The sequence below is a fragment of the Zunongwangia endophytica genome (assembly GCF_030409505.1).
In the GTDB taxonomy this organism is placed as follows: Bacteria; Bacteroidota; Bacteroidia; order Flavobacteriales; family Flavobacteriaceae; genus Zunongwangia; species Zunongwangia endophytica.
Genome location: NZ_JAUFPZ010000002.1, coordinates 4,116,352 through 4,141,206, shown reverse-complemented (window position 1 = coordinate 4,141,206; position 24,855 = coordinate 4,116,352). Strand labels below are relative to the sequence as shown.

At 35.2% G+C, this 24,855-nt stretch carries 27 protein-coding genes and 2 tRNA genes; 14 read left to right on the top strand and 15 right to left on the bottom strand.

Annotated elements, in window-relative coordinates:
• Positions 1 to 8 precede the first annotated feature (8 nt).
• The gene (locus tag QWY91_RS18200; RefSeq protein WP_290236927.1) at positions 9 to 809 is read left to right on the top strand and encodes a DUF4138 domain-containing protein; all 801 of its coding nucleotides are present in this window, start codon (positions 9 to 11) and stop codon (positions 807 to 809) included.
• Between the two features lie 131 nt (positions 810 to 940).
• Here QWY91_RS18200 and QWY91_RS18195 read toward each other — a convergent pair whose 3' ends face one another.
• The 7 genes from QWY91_RS18195 to QWY91_RS18165 all read right to left on the bottom strand — a co-directional run bounded on the left by QWY91_RS18195 (position 941) and on the right by QWY91_RS18165 (position 6,281).
• Positions 941 to 2,167: a site-specific integrase gene (locus QWY91_RS18195; RefSeq protein WP_290236926.1), complete on the bottom strand. Its 1,227-nt coding sequence runs from the start codon at positions 2,165 to 2,167 to the stop codon at positions 941 to 943.
• 224 nt (positions 2,168 to 2,391) lie between these two features.
• A tRNA-Arg gene (locus tag QWY91_RS18190) sits at positions 2,392 to 2,465 on the bottom strand.
• A gap of 103 nt (positions 2,466 to 2,568) precedes the next feature.
• On the bottom strand, positions 2,569 to 2,838 hold the full coding sequence (locus QWY91_RS18185; protein WP_290236925.1) for an ATP-dependent Clp protease adaptor ClpS: 270 nt from the start codon (positions 2,836 to 2,838) through the stop codon (positions 2,569 to 2,571).
• 56 nt (positions 2,839 to 2,894) lie between these two features.
• Positions 2,895 to 3,728, bottom strand: coding sequence for a 50S ribosomal protein L11 methyltransferase (prmA, locus tag QWY91_RS18180; RefSeq protein ID WP_290236924.1), 834 nt, complete (start codon positions 3,726 to 3,728; stop codon positions 2,895 to 2,897).
• A 2-nt stretch (positions 3,729 to 3,730) separates the two neighbouring features.
• Complete coding sequence (gene tpiA / locus QWY91_RS18175) at positions 3,731 to 4,483, bottom strand: triose-phosphate isomerase (RefSeq protein WP_290236923.1); 753 nt, start codon at positions 4,481 to 4,483, stop codon at positions 3,731 to 3,733.
• Between the two features lie 130 nt (positions 4,484 to 4,613).
• Complete coding sequence (locus QWY91_RS18170) at positions 4,614 to 5,708, bottom strand: BT_3928 family protein (RefSeq protein WP_290236922.1); 1,095 nt, start codon at positions 5,706 to 5,708, stop codon at positions 4,614 to 4,616.
• 24 nt (positions 5,709 to 5,732) lie between these two features.
• The gene (locus QWY91_RS18165; RefSeq protein ID WP_290237128.1) at positions 5,733 to 6,281 is read right to left on the bottom strand and encodes a DUF1599 domain-containing protein; all 549 of its coding nucleotides are present in this window, start codon (positions 6,279 to 6,281) and stop codon (positions 5,733 to 5,735) included.
• 90 nt (positions 6,282 to 6,371) lie between these two features.
• Here QWY91_RS18165 and folP point away from each other — a divergent pair, with 90 nt between their 5' ends.
• Together folP and cdaA are read left to right on the top strand one after the other, a co-directional pair.
• Positions 6,372 to 7,196, top strand: coding sequence for a dihydropteroate synthase (gene folP, locus QWY91_RS18160; protein WP_290236921.1), 825 nt, complete (start codon positions 6,372 to 6,374; stop codon positions 7,194 to 7,196).
• Between the two features lie 36 nt (positions 7,197 to 7,232).
• Entirely contained in the window at positions 7,233 to 8,012 is a 780-nt protein-coding gene (cdaA, locus tag QWY91_RS18155; protein WP_290236920.1) for a diadenylate cyclase CdaA, read from the top strand.
• 219 nt (positions 8,013 to 8,231) lie between these two features.
• Here the strand turns inward: cdaA and QWY91_RS18150 are convergent, their stop codons facing one another.
• The 4 genes from QWY91_RS18150 to truA all read right to left on the bottom strand — a co-directional run bounded on the left by QWY91_RS18150 (position 8,232) and on the right by truA (position 12,576).
• Positions 8,232 to 9,110 (bottom strand): hypothetical protein, encoded by an 879-nt coding sequence (locus QWY91_RS18150; RefSeq protein ID WP_290236919.1) that lies wholly within the window; start codon positions 9,108 to 9,110, stop codon positions 8,232 to 8,234.
• A gap of 10 nt (positions 9,111 to 9,120) precedes the next feature.
• On the bottom strand, positions 9,121 to 9,999 hold the full coding sequence (locus tag QWY91_RS18145) for a hypothetical protein (protein WP_290236918.1): 879 nt from the start codon (positions 9,997 to 9,999) through the stop codon (positions 9,121 to 9,123).
• Positions 10,000 to 10,061: 62 nt separating this feature from the next.
• Positions 10,062 to 11,834 (bottom strand): ABC transporter ATP-binding protein, encoded by a 1,773-nt coding sequence (locus QWY91_RS18140; RefSeq protein WP_290236917.1) that lies wholly within the window; start codon positions 11,832 to 11,834, stop codon positions 10,062 to 10,064.
• On the bottom strand, positions 11,824 to 12,576 hold the full coding sequence (gene truA, locus QWY91_RS18135; RefSeq protein WP_290236916.1) for a tRNA pseudouridine(38-40) synthase TruA: 753 nt from the start codon (positions 12,574 to 12,576) through the stop codon (positions 11,824 to 11,826). Before truA ends, QWY91_RS18140 begins: the two co-directional genes overlap by 11 nt.
• 102 nt (positions 12,577 to 12,678) lie before the next feature.
• Between truA and QWY91_RS18130 the strand changes: the two genes are divergently transcribed.
• On the top strand, positions 12,679 to 13,176 hold the full coding sequence (locus QWY91_RS18130; protein ID WP_290236915.1) for a metallophosphoesterase family protein: 498 nt from the start codon (positions 12,679 to 12,681) through the stop codon (positions 13,174 to 13,176).
• Positions 13,177 to 13,369: 193 nt separating this feature from the next.
• On the opposite strand, the gene QWY91_RS18125 is transcribed toward QWY91_RS18130, so the two are convergent.
• Positions 13,370 to 13,780 (bottom strand): DUF4293 domain-containing protein, encoded by a 411-nt coding sequence (locus tag QWY91_RS18125; RefSeq protein ID WP_290236914.1) that lies wholly within the window; start codon positions 13,778 to 13,780, stop codon positions 13,370 to 13,372.
• 192 nt (positions 13,781 to 13,972) lie between these two features.
• Here QWY91_RS18125 and rho point away from each other — a divergent pair, with 192 nt between their 5' ends.
• From rho to QWY91_RS18110, 3 genes are all read left to right on the top strand, one after another.
• The gene (gene rho / locus QWY91_RS18120) at positions 13,973 to 15,655 is read left to right on the top strand and encodes a transcription termination factor Rho (protein WP_290236913.1); all 1,683 of its coding nucleotides are present in this window, start codon (positions 13,973 to 13,975) and stop codon (positions 15,653 to 15,655) included.
• Between the two features lie 118 nt (positions 15,656 to 15,773).
• Positions 15,774 to 16,487: a response regulator transcription factor gene (locus QWY91_RS18115; RefSeq protein WP_290236912.1), complete on the top strand. Its 714-nt coding sequence runs from the start codon at positions 15,774 to 15,776 to the stop codon at positions 16,485 to 16,487.
• Positions 16,471 to 17,829, top strand: a complete 1,359-nt coding sequence (locus QWY91_RS18110; RefSeq protein ID WP_290236911.1) for a HAMP domain-containing sensor histidine kinase — start codon at positions 16,471 to 16,473, stop codon at positions 17,827 to 17,829. Before QWY91_RS18115 ends, QWY91_RS18110 begins: the two co-directional genes overlap by 17 nt.
• Positions 17,830 to 18,205: 376 nt before the next feature.
• Here QWY91_RS18110 and QWY91_RS18105 read toward each other — a convergent pair.
• Both QWY91_RS18105 and QWY91_RS18100 read right to left on the bottom strand, forming a co-directional pair.
• A tRNA-Gly gene (locus QWY91_RS18105) sits at positions 18,206 to 18,278 on the bottom strand.
• Positions 18,279 to 18,327: 49 nt separating this feature from the next.
• On the bottom strand, positions 18,328 to 18,756 hold the full coding sequence (locus tag QWY91_RS18100) for a GNAT family N-acetyltransferase (protein ID WP_290236910.1): 429 nt from the start codon (positions 18,754 to 18,756) through the stop codon (positions 18,328 to 18,330).
• A gap of 65 nt (positions 18,757 to 18,821) precedes the next feature.
• Here QWY91_RS18100 and QWY91_RS18095 point away from each other — a divergent pair, with 65 nt between their 5' ends.
• The gene (locus QWY91_RS18095) at positions 18,822 to 19,370 is read left to right on the top strand and encodes a ClpP family protease (protein ID WP_290236909.1); all 549 of its coding nucleotides are present in this window, start codon (positions 18,822 to 18,824) and stop codon (positions 19,368 to 19,370) included.
• A 4-nt stretch (positions 19,371 to 19,374) separates the two neighbouring features.
• Positions 19,375 to 19,662 carry a GNAT family N-acetyltransferase gene (locus QWY91_RS18090; protein ID WP_290236908.1) on the top strand — a complete coding sequence of 96 codons (288 nt, stop codon included), beginning with the start codon at positions 19,375 to 19,377 and terminating at the stop codon, positions 19,660 to 19,662.
• A gap of 56 nt (positions 19,663 to 19,718) precedes the next feature.
• Here QWY91_RS18090 and QWY91_RS18085 read toward each other — a convergent pair whose 3' ends face one another.
• Positions 19,719 to 20,480, bottom strand: coding sequence for a murein L,D-transpeptidase catalytic domain family protein (locus QWY91_RS18085; RefSeq protein WP_290236907.1), 762 nt, complete (start codon positions 20,478 to 20,480; stop codon positions 19,719 to 19,721).
• 379 nt (positions 20,481 to 20,859) lie between these two features.
• Between QWY91_RS18085 and gpmI the strand changes: the two genes are divergently transcribed.
• Genes gpmI through QWY91_RS18060 form a run of 5 tightly spaced genes read left to right on the top strand, consistent with a single transcriptional unit; the run spans position 20,860 to position 24,792 of the window.
• Positions 20,860 to 22,380, top strand: coding sequence for a 2,3-bisphosphoglycerate-independent phosphoglycerate mutase (gene gpmI, locus QWY91_RS18080; protein WP_290236906.1), 1,521 nt, complete (start codon positions 20,860 to 20,862; stop codon positions 22,378 to 22,380).
• Positions 22,381 to 22,390: 10 nt separating this feature from the next.
• On the top strand, positions 22,391 to 22,939 hold the full coding sequence (locus QWY91_RS18075; protein ID WP_290236905.1) for a thioredoxin family protein: 549 nt from the start codon (positions 22,391 to 22,393) through the stop codon (positions 22,937 to 22,939).
• Positions 22,940 to 22,994: 55 nt separating this feature from the next.
• Positions 22,995 to 23,405 carry a BT0820 family HAD-type phosphatase gene (locus tag QWY91_RS18070; protein ID WP_290236904.1) on the top strand — a complete coding sequence of 137 codons (411 nt, stop codon included), beginning with the start codon at positions 22,995 to 22,997 and terminating at the stop codon, positions 23,403 to 23,405.
• 12 nt (positions 23,406 to 23,417) lie between these two features.
• Positions 23,418 to 24,233: a type I methionyl aminopeptidase gene (gene map, locus QWY91_RS18065; RefSeq protein WP_290236903.1), complete on the top strand. Its 816-nt coding sequence runs from the start codon at positions 23,418 to 23,420 to the stop codon at positions 24,231 to 24,233.
• Entirely contained in the window at positions 24,226 to 24,792 is a 567-nt protein-coding gene (locus QWY91_RS18060) for an HNH endonuclease signature motif containing protein (protein WP_270060593.1), read from the top strand. The genes map and QWY91_RS18060 overlap by 8 nt, the downstream gene beginning before the upstream one ends.
• Positions 24,793 to 24,855: the final 63 nt, after the last annotated feature.

The following is a 24,855-nucleotide window of genomic DNA, read 5'->3' as shown; positions in this document are numbered from 1 at the left end:
CAAATCTTATGAGAACATTTACTATTATATTATTACTGGCTTTGATAAGTCCAGTCAATGCCCAAAAGGCGTTAGATACCTTATATGCGAATGATAAGAAGAACGTAGCCTTGTTTTTCCCCAGTGCTATCCGACAGGGCATAACAGGAGCATCTCATTTCGTGTTTACCTATAACCGCGAAAAGCAGCAGTATTTTGGTTTATTACAGGCTCAATCCGGAGAAGAAAGTAACCTTTTGGTGGTCACCGATGATGGGAAAGTCTACTCATATATGCTGAAATATACCAAAGAACTTTCCAAACTGAATTATTTTATTTCCACAGACGAAAATATTGGAACGGAAATCCCGGCCAAAGTGATCCTCAAGCTTTCAAAAGAAAAAAAGGATGGTTTGGAAAAGCGACAGGAATATTTTCAGCGGTTTTCAGAGTATCTGATGAAATCAGGAAAAAAACAGTCCAAGACCAAACGTAAGAGAGGCATCAAGCTTCAGTTACAACGGATCGCCTACAATGCATCAGAAACCTATCTGGTAATGGAACTTACCAATACTTCGGGAATCACGTTCGAAATAGATTTTCTGAAGGTATACCGCGTTAGTGGCAACAAAAAAAGAAAATCATCCTTTCAAAAACTGGAAATGAAACCAATCTATGCCTACAAAATGCCTTCGAAGATCTATAACAGCCAATCGGTACCCTTGGTGTATGTGCTGCCCAAATTTGTATTAGGAAGTAAGGAGAAATTGCAATTGGAATTGCAGGAGTTAAATGGGAGCAGGAAGGTATTGCTGAAAAAGAGACTTTAGATTTTTTATAATAGTTTACTTAGTGTTTTTGTCATATCAATAGAAGATTATGCTAGCTTACATCGAAATTTAAATCAACGAAAAGGATAGCTTCTTATAACTATCCTTTTTGTATGGAAGTTTTATCCAATTTATATTCCCCGTAATTTCTTACTAAGATCAGACATATCCTTACTCAACTTATCCTCTAAGACTCTGGCATAAATTTGAGTGGTTGCAATCTTAGTATGTCCTAATAGTTTGGAAACTGTTTCTATAGGAACACCATTTGCCAGTGTTACTGTGGTGGCAAAAGTATGTCGAGCCATATGAAAAGTAAGATTCTTTTTTATATCACAAATTTCTGCGACTTCTTTAAGATACAGATTCACTTTTACATTGGTAATAACAGGCAAAAGACTCTCAGTAATCTGAACCATTGGATGATCCTCATATTTCTCAATAACCATTAATGCTTTATGCAGTAACGGAATTTTGACTTTGGTCTTTGTTTTATTTCTAAAGGTAAATATCCATTTCCGACCATCTAAACCTATCATAATATTATCCCTAGTCAAATTATTGATATCTGAAAAACTAATTCCGGTATAGCAACTAAACACAAATAAATCCCTTACTCTATCCAATCGCTCATTACAAAAATTGAAATCCTCAATAACTTTAAGTTCATTCGGGTTTAGAAAATCCCGCTCTTTTTTTTCAAAAGTGGGCTTCCAACGGATAAAAGGATCTTTGTCTACCCATTCCAAATGAAATGCTAAGGTAACTATTTTTCGTAAGCGCTGTATATGCTTCATTACTGTATTATGACTCATAGCATTGACATGCCCCTTTGGCCAATAGGTGAAAAGAAAATTTGCAAAATCATTGATGAACTTATAATTAAGCTCACTGAGATAAATAGAATTCGTTTTAAGCTCCTCTCTTAAAAACCGATGAATATAGTTCTCGGTAACCTTAAAATTACGAATTGATCCCTTCGCAAGGGTTCCTTTAATCTTTTGACCATGATATTCTAAAATATCAAGCAATGACTTGTCTTTTGGACCTTCTCCTAAAAAATTGGCTTTTAAAAGTTCTGCTGTCACCTCTTTATTCTGGAATCGCAAATCCTGATAGTTCTGGAAAATTTTTGTTCGGGTCTCATCTATTAATTGATTCAATTCTTTGGCTAGTCTCGAATTACCATTTAGCCGTTGGGCTGAGGCATCCCATAAGTCATATGGAATTTTCGATTTTAAGCTCACGTTAACCCGCTTGTTATTCAGGGAAATTCGTACATAAAGATTGGTTAGATTGTTTTTTACTCTGGAGGAGTACACCCAGAATAAAATTGAAAAAGTTTTTGGACTACGCATAGTTGTCGTCTTTAAGTTAATACTCAGTAAAGACGAAAGTCAAATTAACAAATTTTAAGTCACTGGTAATCAAAGTGTCAACATGTTGACAGAATAAAATTATGTTGACGATCTGTGAACTATTAAAGGTAATAAATCGCTCACAAATAAAACCCTCTAAAAACATAAAACCCTGTAAATCATATCGTTTACAGGGTTTTAGTTCTTTCTATCTTCTTTAAAAGTGACCTCGGCAGGATTCAAACCTGCAACCTTCTGAGCCGTAATCAGATGCGCTATTCAGTTGCGCCACGAGGCCTTAAATATTTGCTTAACCCTCTACAGCGCTAAGCGGGTGCAAATATATTATTAATTTTAAATTGTGAAAAGTTTTTTTAATATTTTTTCCGAAGAAATTAATCTTAAACAATTTCTGCGCTCAAACCTGCATCTAATAACTTAGAACATCTAGGTCTTAAATCTTCAAAAGCGCCGGTTTTAACGGTACACTTGCCTTTGTAGTGCACCAAAATAGAGCATTGCTCTGCCTGCTCTGGAGTATGATCGCAAGCGTAAATTAAGGTTTCAATTACGTGATCAAATGTATTATAATCATCATTAAATAAGACGATCTCGTTCTCTTTATCTACTTTGGTTTCAACCTTTTCTAAAACTTCTTCTTGAGTACTCATGGGGATAAAAATTTTATTCAAACACTACAAAAATACAAATTCTATCTTTAATACGCTCACTTCGAAAACTTTACTGCTACCCACTTGTCTTTTTCCAGATTTTCCTGGAATTTCAATTCAAGTTTTTCACAAGCTTCCCGGATAATAGGAATGTCTTCTTTATAAAATCCACTGAGATACAAATCTCCACCAGATTTTAAAACTGAAGCGTATTTGGACATATCATTCAGCAAAATGTTTCGGTTAATATTCGCTATTATAGCATCATATTTATTGTCACCTAATAGTTCTGCTCCTCCTTCTTTAACTTTAATGTTAGGAACATTATTACGTTCAATATTTTCAAGCGTGTTTAAGTAGCACCAGTTATCGATATCTATAGCTTCTACCGGAGTTGCTCCTTTTTGTGCACTAAGAATCGCAAGAACACCAGTTCCACAGCCCATATCTAAGACTGATTTGCCTTTCCAGCTATTCTTTAAGATAAACTGAATCATCATATGCGTAGTAGCATGATGTCCCGTCCCAAAACTCATTTTTGGTTCGATTACAATATCGAATTCAGTTTCTGGTTTTGGATGAAACGGTGCGCGTACGCTACAAATATCATCAACCACAATGGGTTGAAAATTTTTCTCCCATTCTTCATTCCAATTCACCTGTTGGATTTCAGAAGAAGAATAGGAGATTTCAAATTCCTCGGAATCTAATATCTGAACTTCAGCCAGCATATCTTCCTGAAATTCTTCTTTCAGAATATAAGCTGTAACGCCATCTTCATTTTCTACAAAACTTTCAAATTCCAAAGACCCTAATTCAGCAATTAATATTTCTGAAGCAGGTACTGGTGGATTTATTTTAAACTGAAATTCGAGATAATTTGATGCCATTCTTAAAATGAGTTCACGATTGCTAAAAAGTCTTCTGCCTTAAGGCTAGCTCCACCTATTAACCCACCATCTACATCTTCATTTGCGAAGATTTCTTTAGCATTTCCAGGCTTACAACTGCCTCCGTAAAGGATAGAAACCTCATCGGCAATTTCGCTACCAAATTTATCTGCCACACTTTTTCTAATAAATGCATGCATTTCCTGAGCTTGCTCTGGCGATGCAGTTTCTCCCGTACCAATAGCCCAAACCGGTTCGTAGGCAAGGATAATATTTTTCCAGCTCTCTTTAGAAAGATGGTATAAACTTTCTTTAAGCTGACTTTCAACTAAATCAAAATGCTTTTCTGCTTTACGATCTTCTAATTCTTCACCAAAACAAAAGATAACCGTCATCTCGTTTTCTAAAGCTACATCTACTTTTTTTGCTAAAAGCTCGTTGCTTTCTTTAAACTGAGCGCGTCGTTCACTGTGTCCTAAAATTACGGTCTCTACTCCTACACTTTTAAGCATCGCTGCAGAAATTTCTCCAGTAAAAGCACCGTTAGCTTCCTGATGCATATTTTGTGCGGCAACGATAACAGGTGTGTCTTTTAAAGCTTCGAATGCAGGATATAAGTTGGTATAAGTTGGCGCTACCATTACTGTTGCTGCTGGCTCACCAGACATTTGCTTTTTAAGATCTGCAATAATTTCCTGGGTTTGTGCGAGGTCGTTATTCATTTTCCAGTTTCCGGCTACGATATTTTTTCTCATAATGTAATGTTCTAAATTATTTAATTTTAAGCTGATTTCTACAAATATACCGATTCAATCACACAAACTTCCGTTAGACGAAAGGCATTTATAGCTTTTTATCATTCTTCTAAGACTTTTTAGAAATTGATTATAATTTTATAGCTGAAGCATCAGACCAGTGCTTTTTTTGTGTAATTGTACCGTGTTGTAAAATCAATATTCCGGGATTAGCCCTTACTACTGTTTTAAGTGCAGTAGCATCGGTTTGATAAAAAGGAAAATCAAGATTGAATTGTTCTTTTATCTGAGATTTAAGCGCATCTCCTGAAGCTGTTAGCCCTACAACTTTATAACCCTTTTTATTCGCTTCAGATTCTAAAATCTCGATATTTTTATATCCTTCTTTTTCAGTAAGGCTTAGATCGTAAGCTACAATTAATAAAACTTTTTCTGCTGCAAGAATTTCATCGGTAATATCTTCTCCATCATCCAGAATCTGAAAATCGTGAATTGGCGGCTCGTAGCCTTCCTCGATCATTTCAGTATTTACTTCTATAAACTCACCTTCGTGCTGCGGATAATTACCGTTGGTTACTACAATTTCTTCTTCTCCGTTTACATTAAATTTCCAGTGATATTCAAAAACATCGCTAGCAGCATCTTCTGGAACATCACGAAGCTCTGGTATATTATTCCCTACTTTATAAGGTCTAAAATCGAACACCGGCAAATGCATTAAGACGTAATACGTATATAAAAAACAAAGCATATAACTTAAGAAAATGATCCAACGATGACTTGCAGGAACAAAAACCGGATTTATCATTTTCTTATTAAAGAACAATATTAAAATGAAAACCAGTAGAATAACATCTTTCGTAAAACTTTGCCAGGGGGTGAGCGGAATTGCATCTCCAAAACATCCACAATCGGTCACTTTATTGAAATAAGCCGAATAAAAAGTTAGAAACGTAAAGAAAATGATCATTAAAAGTAAGCTCCATACCGTGAATTTTGGCAAATAGCCTATAAGCAGCATTATTCCTAATACCAGCTCAAAAATGCAAATCAAAATGGCGATTACTAATGCAAAAGGTGAAAGAAAATCAAGCCCCAAAACTTCTGGTGAAAAATATTCCTGAAGTTTAAAAGAGAAGCCAATAGGATCATTCAGCTTTATAAATCCTGAAAATATAAAAAGTATCCCAACAAAGATCCGGGCAAATTTCACTAATAACTTCATCTTAATATTGGTGGTTTTTCGAGATTATTTTTCTTCAGCTTCCGCAAAATGAATCATGGCAAATACCGAATAATTAATCATATCCTGATAATTGGCATCGATGCCTTCACTTACTAAGGTTTTCCCTTTATTATCTTCAATTTGTTTTACGCGTAATAATTTCTGAAGAATTAAATCCGTTAGCGAACTAATTCGCATATCACGCCAGGCTTCACCATAATCGTGATTTTTATCCATCATTAACTCTTTGGTAGCCTTTATTTTTTCATCGTAAAGCTTTGTAGCTTCTTCGGCCGCTAAATCCGGCTGATCTGCAATACCTTTTTCTAACTGAATAAGCGCCATAATGGAATAATTGATAATTCCAATAAATTCAGATTTCTCATCTTCATCTACTTTTCTTACCTCATTTTCCTGAAGTTTTCTTATTCGCTGTGCTTTAATAAAGATTTGATCGGTTAACGACGGTAATCTTAAAATTCGCCAAGCGCAACCGTAATCTTTCATTTTCTGGGTAAACAAACTGCGACAAATTTCGATCACCGCATCGTATTGTTTCGAGGTATCTTGCATAAAACCGTGGTAATTTGCGTAAATTTCGGGCAAATATTCCAACTGGTCAAAATTATTTTAAAACACTCCAAATCTTAAAATTCTAATTGCATGACGATCAATTGCAAAGGCAAGCTTATCGACCTTTCTACTCCCAAAGTAATGGGAATATTAAATACTACACCCGATTCTTTTTTTGAAAATAGCAGAACGCAGAACGAAACTGAATTGCTGAGGAAAGCCGAAATTATGCTGAGGCAGGGCGCCACTTTTATCGATATTGGCGGCTATAGTAGCAGGCCAGATGCTAATGATGTTTCAGAAACTGAAGAATTACAGAGAGTAATACCTGCGATTGAAGTATTAATAAAACATTTTCCTGAAATTTTAATTTCTGTAGATACTTTTAGAAGCAAAGTAGCTGCGGAAGCTATCGAAAGCGGTGCTGCAATCATCAACGACATTGCTGCCGGAAATTTAGATGATAAAATGATGCACGTAATTGCCCAATATCAGGTTCCGTATATTATGATGCATATGCGTGGTACGCCAAAAACCATGAAGCAATTAACCGATTATGAAGATTTAGTAACCGACATAACTTTTTATTTTTCAGAAAAAATTAAACAGGCAAGGGCTTTAGAAATTAACGATCTTATATTAGATCCTGGTTTCGGATTTGCTAAAACTATAGATCAAAATTTTGAATTGCTGAAAAAATCTGATCTTTTTACGCCATTTGATCTTCCGCTTTTAATCGGAATTTCAAGAAAAACAATGATTCATAAAACATTAGATATCCAACCTACTGAAGCACTTAACGGCACAAGTATTTTAAATACATTAGCGCTAACTAAAGGAGCTTCTATTCTTAGGGTTCATGATGTTAAAGAAGCAATGGAATGCATAAAATTAGTAGCACATTTCAACAAATAATCTTTAATTTTCTATTTTTACATAAAACCTCGCAATTTGGATATATTAAGTATTCGTTTTCTGGATATTCTCGATATTTTACTTATCGCCATGTTACTCTACTATGTTTATAAACTGGTAAGAGGAACGGTAGCGGTAAATATTTTTATTGGTATCGTGATTATTTATCTGGTGTGGCGACTTACTCAATTACTCCAAATGGAGCTTTTAAGTAGCGTGCTAGATCAATTTGTAGGAGTTGGAATGTTTGCTCTAATTGTTGTTTTTCAGCAGGAAATTAGAAAATTCTTACTCATGATCGGCTCTGCTAATATTACTAAAAATGGTCGGTTTTTTAGAAGTCTTAAGTTTACACGTAATGATGACTCTGATGATAGCGCTACCAAAGTAGACATCGTAGTCGATGCTTGCGAAACGATGGGACGCAGTAAAACAGGAGCCTTAATCGTAATTAAAAGAAGTAACAAACTAGATTTTGTAAAGAATAGCGGAGACGAGATGAATATCGAATTGAACCAACCTATTATCGAGTCGATTTTCTTTAAAAATAGTCCGCTTCATGATGGTGCGATGGTTATAGAGGAAAATAAAGTCACTGCTACTCGTGTAATCCTACCGGTTTCGAACGACCGCTCTATCCCACTCCGTTTTGGTCTGCGTCACCGTGCGGCTGTAGGAATTACAGAAAAGACCGATGCACTTGCTTTAGTAGTTAGCGAAGAAACCGGACAAATCTCTTATATCCGTGACGGAGAATTCACCATGTTTGAAAGTAACGACGAACTTAGAGAGCGATTAAAAGAAGATTTGAGGTAAGATTTTCTCTTTTATATTCTGAAAAAAATTAGATTGGAAAAATTCTGAATGCTGATTTTAAGTTGAAAATCATTGGGAATTGAGAAGTCTAAATTCAAGTATCAAAAGCAGAGGTCAGGAATACTGAAGGCGATAACTGAAAATGAAGAAATTTTGCTTTAGTTTTTAAATCTTGAATTTCAAACGCTGATGGCTGAGAACTATAAAATGAAAGCTACATTACGGTAATAGAATATCTTCCAACCTAAAATCGATCTTTTTAACGGCATCTTCATTATCCATTTTAATTTCAATAAAACTATTTTCAGAAAGTTTTTCACTTAAGGTAACTTGATACAAACCTTCAACATAGGTAAAACCTGTAGATATAAGTTTCTTATCTTCAGTAAAAACTTCGATACTATAAAAATCTTCCGGTTTCTTGTTCGTTTTAAAACTTAAGATGGTTTCAGGATTCGCTTTCGTCTTCCTAATCATCGATCCTAAAATTCCGCGTGTAATTTCTATTTCTTGCTTTTCTTCTCTACTCAATTCCTCTTGTGGCTCGTTTAATTGCTTTAGAAAGTTTTTATCAAGTTTATCGTAGGCTTCTAAAATCTGTGCTGTAGTCAAGGCGATTAATTCAGCTTCATTACCTTGATTATCGAATAGATTTTCTCCTTTCCGGTCTAAAAAATTAGTAATAACTATAAAACCATTATTAGACGTATCTGGATTAAAATATAATACTTCTCCACTAAGAGTTAAAGATTTTGCTTTCCGCTTAGGCGCTTCCAATACAATTTCTTGCAATTTGCTAGTGGTATACTTCCTCTCTTTTGAAGATTCCATTTCTCTCACCACATTTCCCTGATCTTCAACAACTTTTAAATCATTTATTTTCACCAGATGATCCTTATCTAGCTGTAAGCCATTTAAGCTAGTTGATAATTTAATCTGATTTTTGGGTTCTCGCCAGCCGCCTATTGGAGTTTGATCATTGAACACTATAGAACGATTTTCTTTAATATTGAATAGAAATATTTGAAATTCCTGCGCTATAATTTCTTGAGGAAACTGGCTCGTAATTAAGAGTAAAAAGAATATTATTTTTTTCATTACAAATGCCTTAAGGAAGCGGTATATTTTTTAATTCTAATTTGATCTCTTCAATCGCATCGGGATGCTCATATTTCACTTCAAGTCGACATTCTGAGGTCACTTTTTCTGATAGATGAAGTACAATCTTCTCTCCCGTGTACGAATATCCTGTATTTATTTTTTCGCCTTCTGCGTTATATACATTCAACTTAAAAATTTTATCCTCGGGATCTTTCTTATAAAAGAATAATTGCCTACCAACCTCATCGTAAGAAAAGTAAAACAACTGATCCACAAATTTTCGCGCCTCTTCTAATGAATCACCAATACCGACTTCTTTATAAAGTTCCTTAATATAATCCTCAAACCCAGGTTGATCTTTTAAAGTCTTCAGCTTCTGAAAATCGATCAAAATCAGCTTTGTATCTACATCAAGTTTCGATAAAAGATCGGTGTCTTTTTTATTGGTAATATTATTAATTTGAAGCAGTGATTTTTTCTCTTCAGAAATAGTAAAATAAGAAACCACTGTAGAAATCTCAGTCAACTTCGTGGCCTCTCTACTGGGTGCGAAAAAATTTAATTTGAACAAACTATTGCCGCTCCATTGGCCCTTGTAAGGATAATTTTCGTGAGGAGATAAGATCGTCCCTGTATCGTCTTTTACCGTTCCTATATTTTCAACTCTTAAGAAATGATCCCAATCAGCCTCAAAATCTTTGGCTTTCAGTTCGATTCGAAGCAGGTTTTTTCTTGCATCGATATATCTAAATTCTTCGATTTTATCTAAAACTATAGTGCCTTGAGAAAATGAAGTAAGTGGCGAAAAATTCAGAAATAAAATCGCTAAAAAAGGAATAAACCTCGTCTTATTTAGTGCTTTTTCCTTAATGGAACAATATTGCATACGTGATTTCTATAATTCGGAAGATGTTTAATGCAAAAAAACTAACGTAGGATATAGAAGATTTATTGTAAAGGCTCTTCTGCCATAAACTGTACTTCGTACAACTTACGATAATGACCGTCGTCTTTTAGCAATAACTCGTCGTGAGTTCCCATTTCTACGATCTCTCCACTATCCATTACCATAATTTTATCAGCTTTCTTAATGGTTGCCAATCGGTGGGCAATCACAATCGAAGTTCGACCTTTTGTAATTTTATCTGTAGCGTCTTGGATAAGCTGCTCACTATACGTATCTACTGAAGAGGTCGCTTCATCTAAAACCAAAATACTAGGATTACTTACGTAAGCTCGTAAAAACGAAATTAACTGGCGTTGCCCAGAACTTAACATCGCACCGCGCTCTTTTACATTATAGTTATAGCCGTTTGGCAAACTACTTATAAAATCATGAATACCAATTTGCTTTGCTGCAGTAATAACATCTTCTTCGGTAATGTCTGGATTATCAAGTTTGATATTATGCATGATGGTATCTGCAAACAAAAATACATTCTGAAGCACTACTGCAATTTCAGATCTTAAAGATTTTAAAGTAACATCTTTGATATCGATACCATCCACTAAAATTGTACCGCTATCAATTTCGTAAAAACGATTCAGTAAATTTATAACAGTAGATTTCCCAGCTCCGGTGGCTCCCACAATCGCAACTGTTTCTCCAGTATTTGCCTTAAAGTTTACACCGCGCAAAACTTCTTCTTCTTCCACATAACTAAAACGAACATTTTTGAATTCGATTTCTCCTTTAATAGAATGAAGCTCTTTTGTACCATTATCTGAAATTGTAGAATCTGTATCTAAAATTCCAAATACGCGATTTGCAGCAACCATTCCCATTTGTAATGTATTAAACTTATCTGCAATTTGGCGTAAGGGTCTAAATAGCATCTGTGATAATTCGATAAAAGCGATAATAACCCCCAATGTGATATTTGGATTATCATTAACCGCTTGCAATCCACCAAACCACACAATCAGACCAACGGTTATAGAAGTAGACATTTCTGCAATTGGAAAAAATATAGAATTATACCAAACCGTAGTCACCCAGGCTTTGCGATGCTTATTATTTATTTCTTTAAAATTCTCATATTCTGCTTTTTCACGATTAAAAAGTTGCACAATCTTCATCCCTGTGATTCGTTCCTGAACAAAGGTGTTTAGGTTAGCCACTTGTGTACGTACTTCTTCAAAGGCAATTTTCATTTTCTTTTGAAAAACCCGAGTAGCATAGATAATAAAAGGTAAAACGGTAATTACCAACAGTGTTAATTGCCAGCTTTTATAAAACATAAACCCAAGAACGACGATCATTTTTAGTAAATCACTAATGATCATAAATAACCCCTGACTAAAAATACTGGAAATTGTTTCGATATCACTTACAGCACGAGTTACCAGACGACCAACGGCAGATTTGTCGTAATACTTCATCTTAAACTGAAGCATGTGTTTAAACAAATTCACACGTAGATCTCTAACTACATTTTGTCCTAGTAAATTCGCAAAATAGATAAAGAAAAATTGAGATGTTACCTCCAGAATTAAAAACCCAATCATCAAAGAAACGTAGAAAATTAAATTCCCGTTATCCTTTGGTGTGATAGAATCATCGATCGTCACCTGCAACAAATAGGGTCTTGCAACGGCAAAAAACGATAATAATATCGCGGTTATTGCTACAAAATAAAAAGTTAGTTTGTAGGGATTGGTATATTTAAGCAAGCGCTTAAAAAGATCAAAATCAAATGCATTTCCGGTTTTAGAGGCCATCAAAAAGTGCTGTTTTAGGGTATTCTATTTTGGTTAAATATAAACCATGGGCAGGAACCGAAGATCCAGCCATACTTCTGTCTTCACTTTTAAGGATTTCTTTCAAAAATTCAACTGAATTTTTATCATATCCGATTTCTAATAATGTTCCAACAATCGCTCTTACCATGTTTCTTAAAAAACGATCTGCGGTGATGTGAAATATTAGCTCGTTTTCAGTTTGTTCCCAAAAAGCTTCAGCAATAGTGCAATTATAGGTTTTTACATCGGTTCGGCTTTTCGAAAAGCACTTAAAATTAGTGTAATCTTTCAACATTGCCGCTGCTCGATTCATCTTTTTAACATCTGGTCGCTTCAAAAGGTAATAAGCGAGATCGATTTTAAAAGGATCCTTAGAATTTACAATATGATATTCATAACTTCGGCTAGACGCATCAAATCTGGCATGCGCCTGTGGCTGAACTTTAAATAGTTGCTGAATAGAAATGTCCTTAGGCAAAAAAGAATTCAGTTTAAATTGAAGTGTTTCTTCATTTAATAGAACTTCACTATCAAAATGAGCATATAATTGCGTAGCATGTACACCGGCATCGGTTCTCCCCGCTCCTACTACTTCTATATTCTGCTGAAGTATTCTAGAAAGTGCCTGCTGAATGACCTGCTGTACACTTATAGCATCTGGTTGAATCTGCCAACCGTGATACGCAGAACCCAAATAGGCTAAATCTATAAAATACCTCAAAGCTAAACTGAATTTTCTAAATTTGCAGCGTACAAAGATAAGGTATTTATTCTGCTAAATTGTACTTAAGCAAAAGCTTTAACCCCTCAAAAAAGAGCTATTTTGAAAAAGATTTTATTATTAAGCGATAACCATAGTTATATTGACGACAGAATTCTTCATTACGCTGAACAAGCCGACGAAATTTGGCATGCGGGTGATATTGGAGATTTAGATGTGACCGATAAACTGCAGGCTACTGGCAAGCCACTTATTGGCGTTTATGGCAATATCGATAACGCTGAAATTAGAAAAGAATTTCCATTGCATCAACGTTGGATGTGCGAGGATGTTGATGTCTGGATGACGCATATTGGCGGCTACCCCAAGAAATATAATCCTGCAGTTAGAGATGAGATTCGGCAAAATCCTCCTAAATTATTTATTTGCGGTCATTCTCATATCTTAAAAGTGATGATGGACAAAGATCTGGGATTAGTACATATGAATCCTGGCGCAGCAGGCAAACATGGATGGCATAAACAACGGACCATGCTTAGATTTACCATCGATGGCAAAGAAATTAAAGATCTGGAAGTTATTGAGTTGGCATCGAAATAAGGCTCAGTCTAGCATGCAGTTGGCAGCTTCAGTTTGCAGTGTTCAGGGATAACGTAAAAAAATAGGCCGTTAAAATGTCTAATCTTAGCTCGAGCTTCAGCAAAAACTGGTTGTCATTAAAAAATTGAAAATAAAAAAACCCGAAGTCTTCACTTCGGGTTTTCAACGCACTAATACTACTAAGATTATAGGCTTATCGTAATCGATCTACAGATTTTACAAGATCTTCGTCCTTTTTAATGGCTTTATTCGCCAGAACTAGAAAAACGATAGAAATGATAGGAAGAAACATCCCAATACCCTTCTCAGAAATATTCATTTCTCCGGGTAAGCTTAGTGACCAATAAACAAACACTCCTAGTAAAATAAAGTTTAATAATATATTGATACGCCCCAACACAAATTGAAGCTTTCTATTTTTGAACATAAAAATACTCACCAAAGATAATAATCCGGATGCAATAAACATAATAAATACGGTTATTTGATCCTGAGCGTAAACTGGGCTACCTTCAGCAGTTTGCCATAAAGCGAATAAAAAAATAAGCCCAAGGCTGACTATAGCTGCGATTAGTAAATAAATTGTCTGTATACGTTGTAGCATTTTCTCTTCAATCTGGCGACAAAAATAAAATAAAGTTTTCAGAAAAAACAGATAATTTTGTAAATAAAGTTGTATAATTGCATTCACATTTCGTAACCAGTTCTTTACAGGTTACTTATGACTCCAAAAAAATTCTATTCTTCCAAGAGAAGTTTATCATTCAATCCAAACAAAATTTATTCTTGACTATTCATGTTTGAAATTTCTGATTTAAAAGCTAAAAAGCTACCTGAGCTTCAGGAGATTGCCAAATCCCTAAACGTTCCAAAGTTTAGAAGTCTTAAAAAATTAGATCTAGTGTACCAAATTCTAGATTACCAGGCTGCTAACCCAAAGAAAACTCAAGAAGCGCTACAAGAAGAAAAGGCCGAAGAGAAAAAAACCGAGGATAAGCCAAAAAGACCAAGAAAAAAGATTGGTAGTGAAAAGAAACCTGGTAGACCTAAAAAGGCTGAAGTAACACCTTCAGAAAAAAAGGAAGAAACTACCAAGAAAGAAAACACAGATAAACCTCAGCCTGCTGCAGCTAAGCAGCCGAATAAGGTTAAGAGAAAAGAGAAAGAAAAGGAGCAGGTTTCACCTAAAAGCGACGATAATAATTCTGCGAAGAATAATAACCGCGGAAATAACAATCGCAAGGAACCTCGCAACACTCCTAACAACAATAAAAAAGATAATCGCAATAACGATAACAACAATAATCATAAAGGCAGTGGTAATCGCGACAATCGCAACCGCTACCGCCAGCCAGATTATGAGTTTGATGCGATTATCGAAAGTGAAGGTGTACTGGACATCATGCAGGATAACTACGGTTTCTTAAGATCTTCAGATTACAACTACCTTACTTCTCCAGATGATATTTATGTATCGCAGTCACAAATTCGTTTATTCGGATTAAAAACAGGTGATACCGTTTTAGGGCAAATTAGACCTCCAAAAGAGGGAGAAAAGTATTTCCCTTTAATAAAAATCAGTAAAATTAATGGCCTAGATCCTCAAGTAGTGAGAGATCGCGTTTCTTTTGAGCATCTTACGCCGCTTTTCCCAAAGGAGAAATTTAACCTTGCTGATAAGCAAAGTTCTATTTCAACCAGAGTGATGGATATGTTTGCTCCTATTGGTAAAGGACAACGTGGTATGATCGTTTCCCAACCAAAAACTGGTAAAACGATGTTACTAAAGGATATTGCAAATGCTATTGCTGCCAACCATCCTGAAGTGTATCAAATTGTACTGTTAATCGACGAACGTCCTGAGGAAGTTACCGATATGCAACGTAATGTACAGGGTGAAGTCGTTGCCTCTACTTTTGATAAGGAAGCGCACGAACATGTTCGGGTAGCCAATATCGTGCTAGAAAAAGCAAAACGTCTTGTAGAATGTGGTCACGATGTAGTGATTTTATTAGATTCTATTACACGTCTTGCCAGAGCTTACAACACTGTACAGCCAGCTAGTGGTAAAGTTTTAAGTGGTGGTGTAGATGCCAATGCACTACACAAACCTAAGCGTTTCTTTGGTGCCGCTCGTAATATTGAAGGCGGTGGTTCTTTATCTATAATCGCAACAGCGCTTACAGATACAGGATCTAAGATGGACGAGGTTATCTTTGAAGAATTTAAAGGAACCGGTAACATGGAACTTCAATTAGATCGTAGAATTTCTAATAGACGAGTATTCCCTGCAATCGATCTTATTTCTTCCAGCACGCGTCGTGATGATCTTTTATTAGATGAAAACACCATCCAGCGTATGTGGATAATGCGTAAATATCTTGCCGATATGAATCCTGTAGAAGCTATGGAATTTATTCAGCAAAAAATTAAACAAACTAATAACAATGAAGAGTTTCTTATTAGCATGAATGGCTAATCATATAAATCTCTTTAATTTATAGAAAAAGCGGCTAATTTTGGCCGCTTTTTTATTGTTCCTATTTTTCTACTTAGTTGAAGAATTTCTTATTATTTTAGACTTCCGATGAAATGCTATGGATACTAAAAACGCTAAAATATTACTTGTAGAAGACGATGCGAAAGTTTGTTCTTTTATTAATAAAGGACTTTCTGAAGAAGGTTTCGAAATGAGCATTGCCCTAAATGGCAAAGAAGGCTATCAGATGGCAACTTCTAATAATTTCGATCTTCTTATCCTGGATATCATGTTACCTGAAATGAACGGTATGGAAATTTGCAAAGCCGTTCGTGAGGAAAACAACCAAGTCCCTATTCTATTTCTAACCGCATTAGGAAGCTCTGAAAATATCGCTATTGGCTTAGACAGCGGGGCAGATGATTATCTAGCCAAGCCTTTTAAATTTATTGAACTTACTGCGAGAGTAAAAAGTCTTTTAAGACGATCTAAGAACTTTAATGCGGCAACACCCGACGACAGCTTTAGATTTGCTGATATCAAGCTAAACGACACCTCTAAAACTGTTACAAGAAATGGGAAAAAGATTGCACTAACAACTACAGAATACAAACTACTACTAGCTTTTTTAAAAGCCCCGGGAAGGGTTATTTCTCGTACCGAACTACTGGAAAATGTTTGGGGTGTAAACTACGATATTGGCACCAATGTCGTCGATGTTTACGTAAATTATTTGCGTAAAAAGCTTGAGAAAGATGATAACGCCAGACTAATACATACCATTATTGGTATGGGATATGTTTTAAAGGAAGACGATGAAGACACAGAATAAAATTATTCTTTTTCTTACCTCTATTTTTCTAGCTTATATTCTAGTATTTAGCGGATTCATTTACTTTTCTATTAGTGATTACTCTTACACCGATTTTTATAAGCGACTAGAAATTAGAGCCATCACTATGGCGAAGATCGAATTAGAAGACGATCAGGATATTAATGCTGTTAAAGAAATTCGGCAGGATTTCCTGGAAGAATTACCTAACGAAAAAATTACTATTATCGATCTTCAAAAGTTCGATATCCACACCAAATCTAATTTAAGCCTTTCTAAATCTTTTTTAGAAGATATCGATTCTCAAGAAAGGGCATATTATAAAGAAAAGAATACATTTTATTCGGGAATAAAATATCACAATCGCGGTAAAGATTACCTCGTTATTGTTTCTGCTGAAAATTACTACAATACGCATCATATCGTTTACCTGAGAAACCTACTTTTAATTGCATTATTAATTTCAATCTTAATAATTGTATTTATTGCATGGTTTTTTTCAAGACGGGTTTTACTGCCAATACAGACTATCATTGGTGATATGAAAAAAATTAGTACTGAAAATTTAAATTTTAGACTAAAAGAGACCGAAGACAATGAAGAGCTGAGAAGCCTTACCGCTACCTTCAATAATATGTTGAATAGATTAGAAACTTCATTTGAAACCCAAAAGAATTTTATTAGTAACGCCTCTCACGAGTTAAATACTCCTTTAACGTCTATTATTGGCGAAGCAGATGTTACCCTTGCCAAAGAAAGATCTAAAGAAGAATATATATTATCCTTAAAAACGATTCTGGAAGAAGCTGGTAAGCTTGACAAAAAAACCAAAGCTTTGTTATTTTTAGCACAAACCGGTTATGATGGTAAAGCCCAAACGCTTAGCCCACTTCGCATTGATGAGCTGGTTATAGATGTAAAAGAAACAGTCGAAAAAATCTATCCAGAGGCTGTGATTCATCTGGATTTTGACTTGTTACCTGAAAACCCTGAAAAACTTTCAGTTAATGGAAATAGCCAATTATTGCATTTAGCAATCTCTAATGTGGTAATGAATGCATGTAAATATTCTAAGAATGAAAGGGTGATTTTTGCGCTTTCAGCATCAGATCAAGAAGTAATTATTAGAGTTGAAGACAACGGTATCGGTATTCCTGAAGCCGATCTTCCTTATATTTTCGATCCCTTTTTTAGAGCAAGAAATACCGAAAATTTTCATGGCTACGGGATTGGATTACCATTAAGCCGAAACGTGATTAACATGCATAAAGGCAGCTTAATTGCTACATCAAATACAACCAGCGGAACGTCCATAGAGATCAGGCTTCCCGCGACTTCTTAAATTCTAATGCAATTTTAATCTGTTATTAATCGCTTTCTAACAATCAAAGAATAAGTTTGTTACAGATCAAATCGTTATGAAAAAGATTTTGGTTGTTAGTTAATAGGTTAATTTTCGGCTGGGGTAATCGCTGTTATTTCTTTCATCATATTTTTTGCGTTCACTTCTTATACTTTGAAATAGCATTGCCCTAAGCCGAGAATTTTAAAGACAAGCATTCCTCAAATTTGGCCATATAAAACATTTTGGGAAATATAGAAAGCCACGCATCATGCGCGGCTTTTTTAATTTTACGCGGTATTTAAAGAATCTTATCTAGTAAGCCAATAAGAATTAAAATAAGAAACCCTGCTGTCTGATACAGCAGGGTTTTGAGAGCGGGAGACCGGGTTCGAACCGGCGACATTCAGCTTGGAAGGCTGACGCTCTACCAACTGAGCTACTCCCGCCTAAAGCGGTTGCAAATATAAATTAGTTTTATAGTTTTCTCCAAATTTTTCAGTAATATTTTTTCTGAAAATGATACCCCCTAATTACATAACCTTGATTCATGTAAAACTTATGAGATTTGAAGTTTTCTACATAAGTATTCAATTCAACTGTAGCTGCGTTATTTTTCTTTGCAAGATCATCTATAAAAGAGAATAGCTTCTCACCTATTCCCTGCCCTCGATGTGCTTCAGCAATAACAATGTGATCTACTTCGTAAATTTTACCGGCATAATGTCTCGTCATTTCCCACAAACCAAATACTCCTATAATTTTGCTGTCCATAAATATTCCGAAACATTGATAGTTTTGCTTCAACATTTGCTCAAAACGTTCTTTTAAAACTTCAGCAGGAATGGGATCTTTTGCAAGGTCTTGGATAAGCGGAATAATTAAATCTAGTTGGTCTTTTAAAATCCTGTTAAATGAAAGGTCCAAATTTTATTTTTCTTCAAAATTAATCATATTTTTATGTGATAATAATTTTTTGAAAAGAAAGCATAATGAAAGATAAGCCAGGAAAAATTCAGGATAAAATAGATGCAAAATTCTTAGAAGAACGTAAAATATTCTTGTGGGGTGCTGTAGATGATAAATCTGCTAAGCACGTAATTGATCGTTTGCTTTATCTTGATTTGGAAGGAAAAGAAGAAATTCAACTTTATATCAATAGCCCGGGTGGATATGTTACCGACGGTTTTGCGATTTATGATACTATCCAGGCGATTGAAGCTCCTGTATCTACTATTTGTACAGGACTTGCAGCTTCTATGGGATCTATACTACTTTCTGCTGGTAAAAAAGGTAGACGTTTTATACAACCACGCGCTAAAGTAATGATCCACCAGCCATCTGGAGGTGCAAGAGGTCAAGCTTCGAATATAGAAATTCAGGCTACAGAAATTTTAAAAACTAAAGAATTAAGTGCTGAAATTTTAGCGAAGAACTGTGGGCAGACTGTAGAAAAAGTAATGAAAGATTTTAATCGTGATTACTGGATGGATGCTGAAGAATCTTTAGAGTACGGAATTGTAGATGATATTTTGAAATAAAACAATGGAAAATCCTATAAAACATAAGGAGAATGATCGAATGGGCATGTTTTACATGGAAGGTGAAAAAGGTATTATTGCTGAATTAACCTATACCAAGAAAAACGAACAGATAATTACCATAGATCATACTGAAGTAAAAAGACAATTTGAAGGACAAGGCATAGCCAGTCAATTGGTTGAAAAAGCCGTTACATTCGCTAGAGAGAATAATTTAAAAATTGATCCGCTCTGCCCTTTTACTGAAGTCATGTTTGACAGGAATCGAGAATACGCTGATGTTAGAGCATAAAAAAAGCCTCAAGTTTTTAACTTGAGGCTTTTTTTTTATAAACTTGATTATTCTATTTACGCCTTCTTACTATTTAAATAAGAGCTACCATCTAGGTAATCTTCGTAGCTTTTATTTATAAAAACAACAGAGTTTCCTTTTATGGTATTAATGATTTTCTTGCTAATAACTCTTGGTACTGCAGGACATCCGTAACTACGACCAGCTCTACCTCTACTGGTAACGAAACTCTCATTCACATAATCAGACCCGTGAATAACAACATAACGCTTTCTAGCATTACTGTTGAAGTTCTTTTCCATACCATCTATAAAAAGAGAAAGTCCGTTTTTACCATAATAAGTTTCGCCAGTAACATAAAAACCTAAACTACTTTTATGACTGTTTACCGCGTTAGAAAAACTTTTGGCAAACTCCATTCCAGAATTTTTGCCGTGCGCTGTGTAAGTATTAAAAAGCACATCCTGATTTTTCATATCTAAAACCCAGAATCTTTTCTTTTTAGAAGAAAGATCAAAATCTATAATGGTAAGTAATTTATTTTTAACTCTCCCTTCATCTTCCAATTTATAGTAACCTTTCATTGCATTCTGAAAAGCCTCTACCTTTGGCATACTTTCATTTCTATCTTTAAAAGTATCGTAAAGCATTCCTACTTTCTCTTCGAAAGAAAGTTCTGTCTTCTCAATTTCAAAATGATCTAATTCAGCTAATAAATTTTCATCTTTTGTTAGATGAATTTCTGTGCTTGGGGTAGAACCCGAAAAGGCGGTTGAAAACATTAAAATTACCGCTACAGCCATCAATCTTCTCGTCATATAGGTGTGTTTGTTAATTTTTTCTAAATATTTTGCCAACATACAAAAAATAATAAACCCTAACAATTTATAAGATAATTATTTGATATTTAACACTTTGCCTCTTGGATTCATTAAAGACATAAATGAATCATATTAACGTTGATTTCACTACAATATTGCAAAAGCTACGCCAAGAAATGTTAAATTTTAAATCACTGAGCCCTATATTTATTTCTAAAATCAAAAACTTGCGATTTTATATCGTTTTCGTAAAGATTTATTCTTAGTTGTCAATTTTATTCCTCAAAAAGTGCTTAACTTTAATAAAACATTAAGGTCACAGCATTTATCAAAAATTTATTTTGTTTTTATATTTATCAAAAATTTACACCAAACAATGAATAAGAAGGTATTATTAATGATTTTGGACGGTTGGGGACAAACTCAAAATGCAGAAGTTTCTGCCGTAGCAAAAGCCAAAACTCCATTCATAGACGAAATTTCAGAAAAATATCCTCACGCACAACTTAGAACCGACGGTATGAATGTTGGTTTGCCAGAAGGACAAATGGGTAACAGTGAAGTTGGCCATATGAATTTGGGCGCTGGTCGTGTAGTATACCAGGATCTTGTAAAAATAAATCAGGCAGTAAAAAACGAATCTCTTATAGAGGAGCCTGCTTTACGTGAAGCTTTCGAATATGCGAAGAAAAACGATAAGCCTATACACTTTATGGGGCTATTAAGTGATGGTGGTGTTCATTCACATATTAACCATATCAAAGGACTTTTAACTGCAGCAGAAAGCTACGGGATAAAGAAAAAATACCTTCACGCATTTACAGATGGGCGTGATGTAGATCCACATTCAGGAAAAGGTTTTGTAGAAGACATCCAACAGCATTTAGAAAAAACTAATGGAGAGTTAGCTTCTATAATAGGACGTTATTTTGCGATGGATCGTGATAAGCGTTGGGAACGTGTAGAAAAAGCTTACGACCTGATTGTTAAAGGAGAAGGTAAAGAAACACAGGATCCAGTACAGGCTATACAAGAGAGTTATGATAACGATGTTAGTGACGAATTTATAGAGCCTATCGTAGTTACTAAAGAAGATGGCACGCCTGTTGCTAAATTACAGGAAAAGGATGTAGTGATTTTCTTTAATTTTAGAACAGACCGTGGACGCCAGCTTACTCAGGCTTTAAGTCAGGATGACTTTGCAGAGTATGAAATGAAGAAAATGCCATTTTATTATGTTACACTAACAAAATACGATGACAGTTTTGAAAATATCAATGTGATCTTTAAAAAAGATAACATTAAAAGTACACTAGGAGAAGTTTTAGAGTACGTCGGTAAAAAACAAATTAGAATTGCTGAAACTGAGAAATATCCACACGTAACATTCTTTTTCTCTGGTGGCCGTGAAGAGCCGTTTAAAGGAGAAAGCAGAATTATGTGTAATTCTCCAAAAGTAGCTACTTACGATTTGCAACCAGAAATGAGTGCTTATGAAATTAGAGATAAAATTATTCCTGAATTGAATAAAAAATCGGCTGATTTTATTTGTTTAAATTTCGCAAATCCAGACATGGTTGGGCACACAGGCGTTTTTGATGCTGCCGTTAAAGCTTGCGAAACTGTAGATGAATGTGCTAAGGATGTTTGCACGGCTGCTATGGACAATGATTACTCTGTTATTGTTATTGCAGATCATGGTAACAGTGAAACAATGATCAATGCAGATGGGTCTCCAAATACAGCTCACACTACAAATCCGGTTCCATTAATTCTTTTGGATAAAGATATTAAAGAAATCAAAAGCGGAAAATTGGGTGATATCGCACCTACAATATTAAAACTGATGGGAATAGAAAAGCCAGAATTAATGACTCAAGATTCCCTCGTAGATTAAATTAGAAAGAATGATAAAATTTATTCCATTTTTAGCTGCCGTACTTTTAGGGTGCGGCAGTTTAGTAAATAGTTCGTCTAAGAATAGCGATAGTAAAGAAGAGATCGTTACTCCTCAGCAGAGTATGCTTCTTGGTAAGTTTGAGAAAACAGATCTTATGCAAAAGCCCTATTCTTCCTGGTTCGAGCCGCGCTACAAGCAGTTCTCTCCAAAAGAAGATGCAATGGCTACCATCAAAGAGAACATAAATGATTATGAAATAAAGATCTTTATGGGTACCTGGTGCGGTGATAGCAAAAGAGAAACTCCTCGATTTTTTAAGATTTTGGATGAAGCGAATTACGATATGAGTAATCTTGAAGCAGTTGCGGTAGATTATAGCAAATCTACACCAGAGAAATACGAAGCAGAAGTAGATCTAAATCGTGTTCCTACAATGATCTTTTATAAAAATGGTAAAGAAGTAAATAGATTTGTAGAGTTTGCTCAAGAGAGTCTGGAAGAAGACATCGCTAAAATTGTTAGCGGAAAAGAATATGCCAATTCGTACGCCGAATAAATAAGTATTTAAAAACGGATAATTAGCTGTTATTCATTTAATTTTGCTGAACGTTATGTCCCCTACACTAACAATAGCGATAGATTTTGATGGTACTATTGTAGAAAATAAGTACCCAGATATAGGTAAGCCTATGTTGTTTGCTTTTGAAACATTGAAAAAGCTGCAAGATGATGGGCATAACCTTATTCTATGGACTTACCGTAAAGGCTCACGTTTAGATGAAGCCGTAAACTTTTGTAAAAAAAATGGTATTATATTTTATGCCATAAATAAAAGCTATCCTGAAGAAAATTACGATGAAAGCATAAGTCGCAAGATTTTGGCAGACATCTTTATTGATGATCGTAATATTGGTGGCATGCTCGGCTGGGGGGAAATCTATCAGATGCTCTCTAGCGACGATTCTAGCAAAAAAACAAAACCAAGTAAAAAGAAAAAAAACCGATTTTTCGGTAGATTATAAAGATTAATACTGATGATTATACCTAAAACAAGGGAACAGATTGAATTAATGCGGGAAAGCGCACAAATCGTATCAAAAACTCTTGGTATGTTAGCACCAGAGGTTAAGCCTGGGGTTACTACCCTTCAGTTAGATAAACTGGCAGAAGAGTTTATTAAAGATCATGGAGCCCACCCGGGGTTCCTAGGAATGTACGATTTCCCAAATTCATTATGTATGAGTCCTAACGCACAAGTAGTGCACGGGATACCTAACGATACACCCCTTGAGGAAGGTGATATTATTTCTATTGATTGTGGTGCCTTAAAAAATGGTTTCTACGGAGATCATGCTTATACTTTCGCAGTTGGAGAAATCGCCCCTGAAACACAAGAGCTACTGAAAGTTACCAAGGAATCGCTTTATATAGGAATAAGAGAATTCAAAGCCGGCAATCGTGTCGGTGATGTTGGCTATGCCATTCAGAAATATACTGAAGACCATGGCTACGGAGTTGTTCGTGAGCTAGTTGGCCACGGCCTTGGCGCTGAAATGCATGAAGACCCTGAAATGCCCAATTATGGTAAAAGAGGTCGAGGAAAAAAGTTTGTAGAAGGAATGGTCGTTGCGATAGAACCTATGACTAATTTAGGTACACGTCGTATAAAACAGCTTCCCGATGGCTGGACTATTTTAACCGCAGATAATAAACCAAGTGCTCACTTTGAACATGACGTAGCTTTAATTGACGGCAAACCGGAGCTGTTGTCTACCTTCAGTTATATCTATGATGCCTTAGGCATAGAGAGTAATGAAGAAGATGAATTTAGAGCAAAAACCTATGATTAAAAATTTCAGAGGAGAGGTTTGGAAAACCCTACACAAAGAAGAATGGGAAGACCGTTTTGTCTACAAAGTATCAAACTACGGTAGACTGGTTAGCTTCCTAAAAAACAAAGAAGAAGGCGAATTAATGCGTGGCGGCCGTGTTGGCGGCTACCTTAATTTCGCGGTAAAATTGAAGTCTGGAAAATCCAAGACCTATTACATACACCGTATAGTAGCAGAATTATTTCTGGATAAAAAAGAAGGTGATAAGTATGTAATTCATAAAAACTTCGAAAAAGATGACAATCGCGTAGAAAATATTGCCTGGGCTACCAAAGAAGAATGGGTAGCACACCAATATAACAGCCCTAGCGTAAAGGAAAACAAGAAGAAACGTAAACTTAGAAAAGTAACGTCATATTCTAAATTGACTTATGCACAGGCCGTGATTCTTAAAAAGAAACTCTTAGATCCAAACAGAAAAACAAGAATTCGGGTTCTTGCGAAACAGTTTGGTGTTTCAGAAATGCAATTATACCGAATCAAATCCGGTGAGAATTGGGGAGATATCGAAGTTTAGATTCGATATAAAACCCCAAGAAAGCATATAATTTCAATATCTTTGGCTCCGGAAAGATATGAA

Coding starts and splice junctions, on each gene's coding strand:
- QWY91_RS18140 (WP_290236917.1), bottom strand. CDS start 11,834: ATGGCCTCTAAAACCGGAAATGCATTTGATTTTGATCTTTTTAAGCGC.
- QWY91_RS18125 (WP_290236914.1), bottom strand. CDS start 13,780: ATGCTACAACGTATACAGACAATTTATTTACTAATCGCAGCTATAGTC.
- map (WP_290236903.1), top strand. CDS start 23,418: ATGATTATACCTAAAACAAGGGAACAGATTGAATTAATGCGGGAAAGC.
- gpmI (WP_290236906.1), top strand. CDS start 20,860: ATGAATAAGAAGGTATTATTAATGATTTTGGACGGTTGGGGACAAACT.
- QWY91_RS18165 (WP_290237128.1), bottom strand. CDS start 6,281: ATGCAAGATACCTCGAAACAATACGATGCGGTGATCGAAATTTGTCGC.
- QWY91_RS18095 (WP_290236909.1), top strand. CDS start 18,822: ATGAAAGATAAGCCAGGAAAAATTCAGGATAAAATAGATGCAAAATTC.
- QWY91_RS18070 (WP_290236904.1), top strand. CDS start 22,995: ATGTCCCCTACACTAACAATAGCGATAGATTTTGATGGTACTATTGTA.
- QWY91_RS18150 (WP_290236919.1), bottom strand. CDS start 9,110: ATGAAAAAAATAATATTCTTTTTACTCTTAATTACGAGCCAGTTTCCT.
- tpiA (WP_290236923.1), bottom strand. CDS start 4,483: ATGAGAAAAAATATCGTAGCCGGAAACTGGAAAATGAATAACGACCTC.
- QWY91_RS18060 (WP_270060593.1), top strand. CDS start 24,226: ATGATTAAAAATTTCAGAGGAGAGGTTTGGAAAACCCTACACAAAGAA.
- QWY91_RS18085 (WP_290236907.1), bottom strand. CDS start 20,480: ATGACGAGAAGATTGATGGCTGTAGCGGTAATTTTAATGTTTTCAACC.
- QWY91_RS18090 (WP_290236908.1), top strand. CDS start 19,375: ATGGAAAATCCTATAAAACATAAGGAGAATGATCGAATGGGCATGTTT.
- QWY91_RS18185 (WP_290236925.1), bottom strand. CDS start 2,838: ATGAGTACTCAAGAAGAAGTTTTAGAAAAGGTTGAAACCAAAGTAGAT.
- QWY91_RS18145 (WP_290236918.1), bottom strand. CDS start 9,999: ATGCAATATTGTTCCATTAAGGAAAAAGCACTAAATAAGACGAGGTTT.
- QWY91_RS18195 (WP_290236926.1), bottom strand. CDS start 2,167: ATGCGTAGTCCAAAAACTTTTTCAATTTTATTCTGGGTGTACTCCTCC.
- QWY91_RS18110 (WP_290236911.1), top strand. CDS start 16,471: ATGAAGACACAGAATAAAATTATTCTTTTTCTTACCTCTATTTTTCTA.
- QWY91_RS18115 (WP_290236912.1), top strand. CDS start 15,774: ATGGATACTAAAAACGCTAAAATATTACTTGTAGAAGACGATGCGAAA.
- folP (WP_290236921.1), top strand. CDS start 6,372: ATGACGATCAATTGCAAAGGCAAGCTTATCGACCTTTCTACTCCCAAA.
- QWY91_RS18200 (WP_290236927.1), top strand. CDS start 9: ATGAGAACATTTACTATTATATTATTACTGGCTTTGATAAGTCCAGTC.
- prmA (WP_290236924.1), bottom strand. CDS start 3,728: ATGGCATCAAATTATCTCGAATTTCAGTTTAAAATAAATCCACCAGTA.
- QWY91_RS18170 (WP_290236922.1), bottom strand. CDS start 5,708: ATGAAGTTATTAGTGAAATTTGCCCGGATCTTTGTTGGGATACTTTTT.
- QWY91_RS18075 (WP_290236905.1), top strand. CDS start 22,391: ATGATAAAATTTATTCCATTTTTAGCTGCCGTACTTTTAGGGTGCGGC.
- rho (WP_290236913.1), top strand. CDS start 13,973: ATGTTTGAAATTTCTGATTTAAAAGCTAAAAAGCTACCTGAGCTTCAG.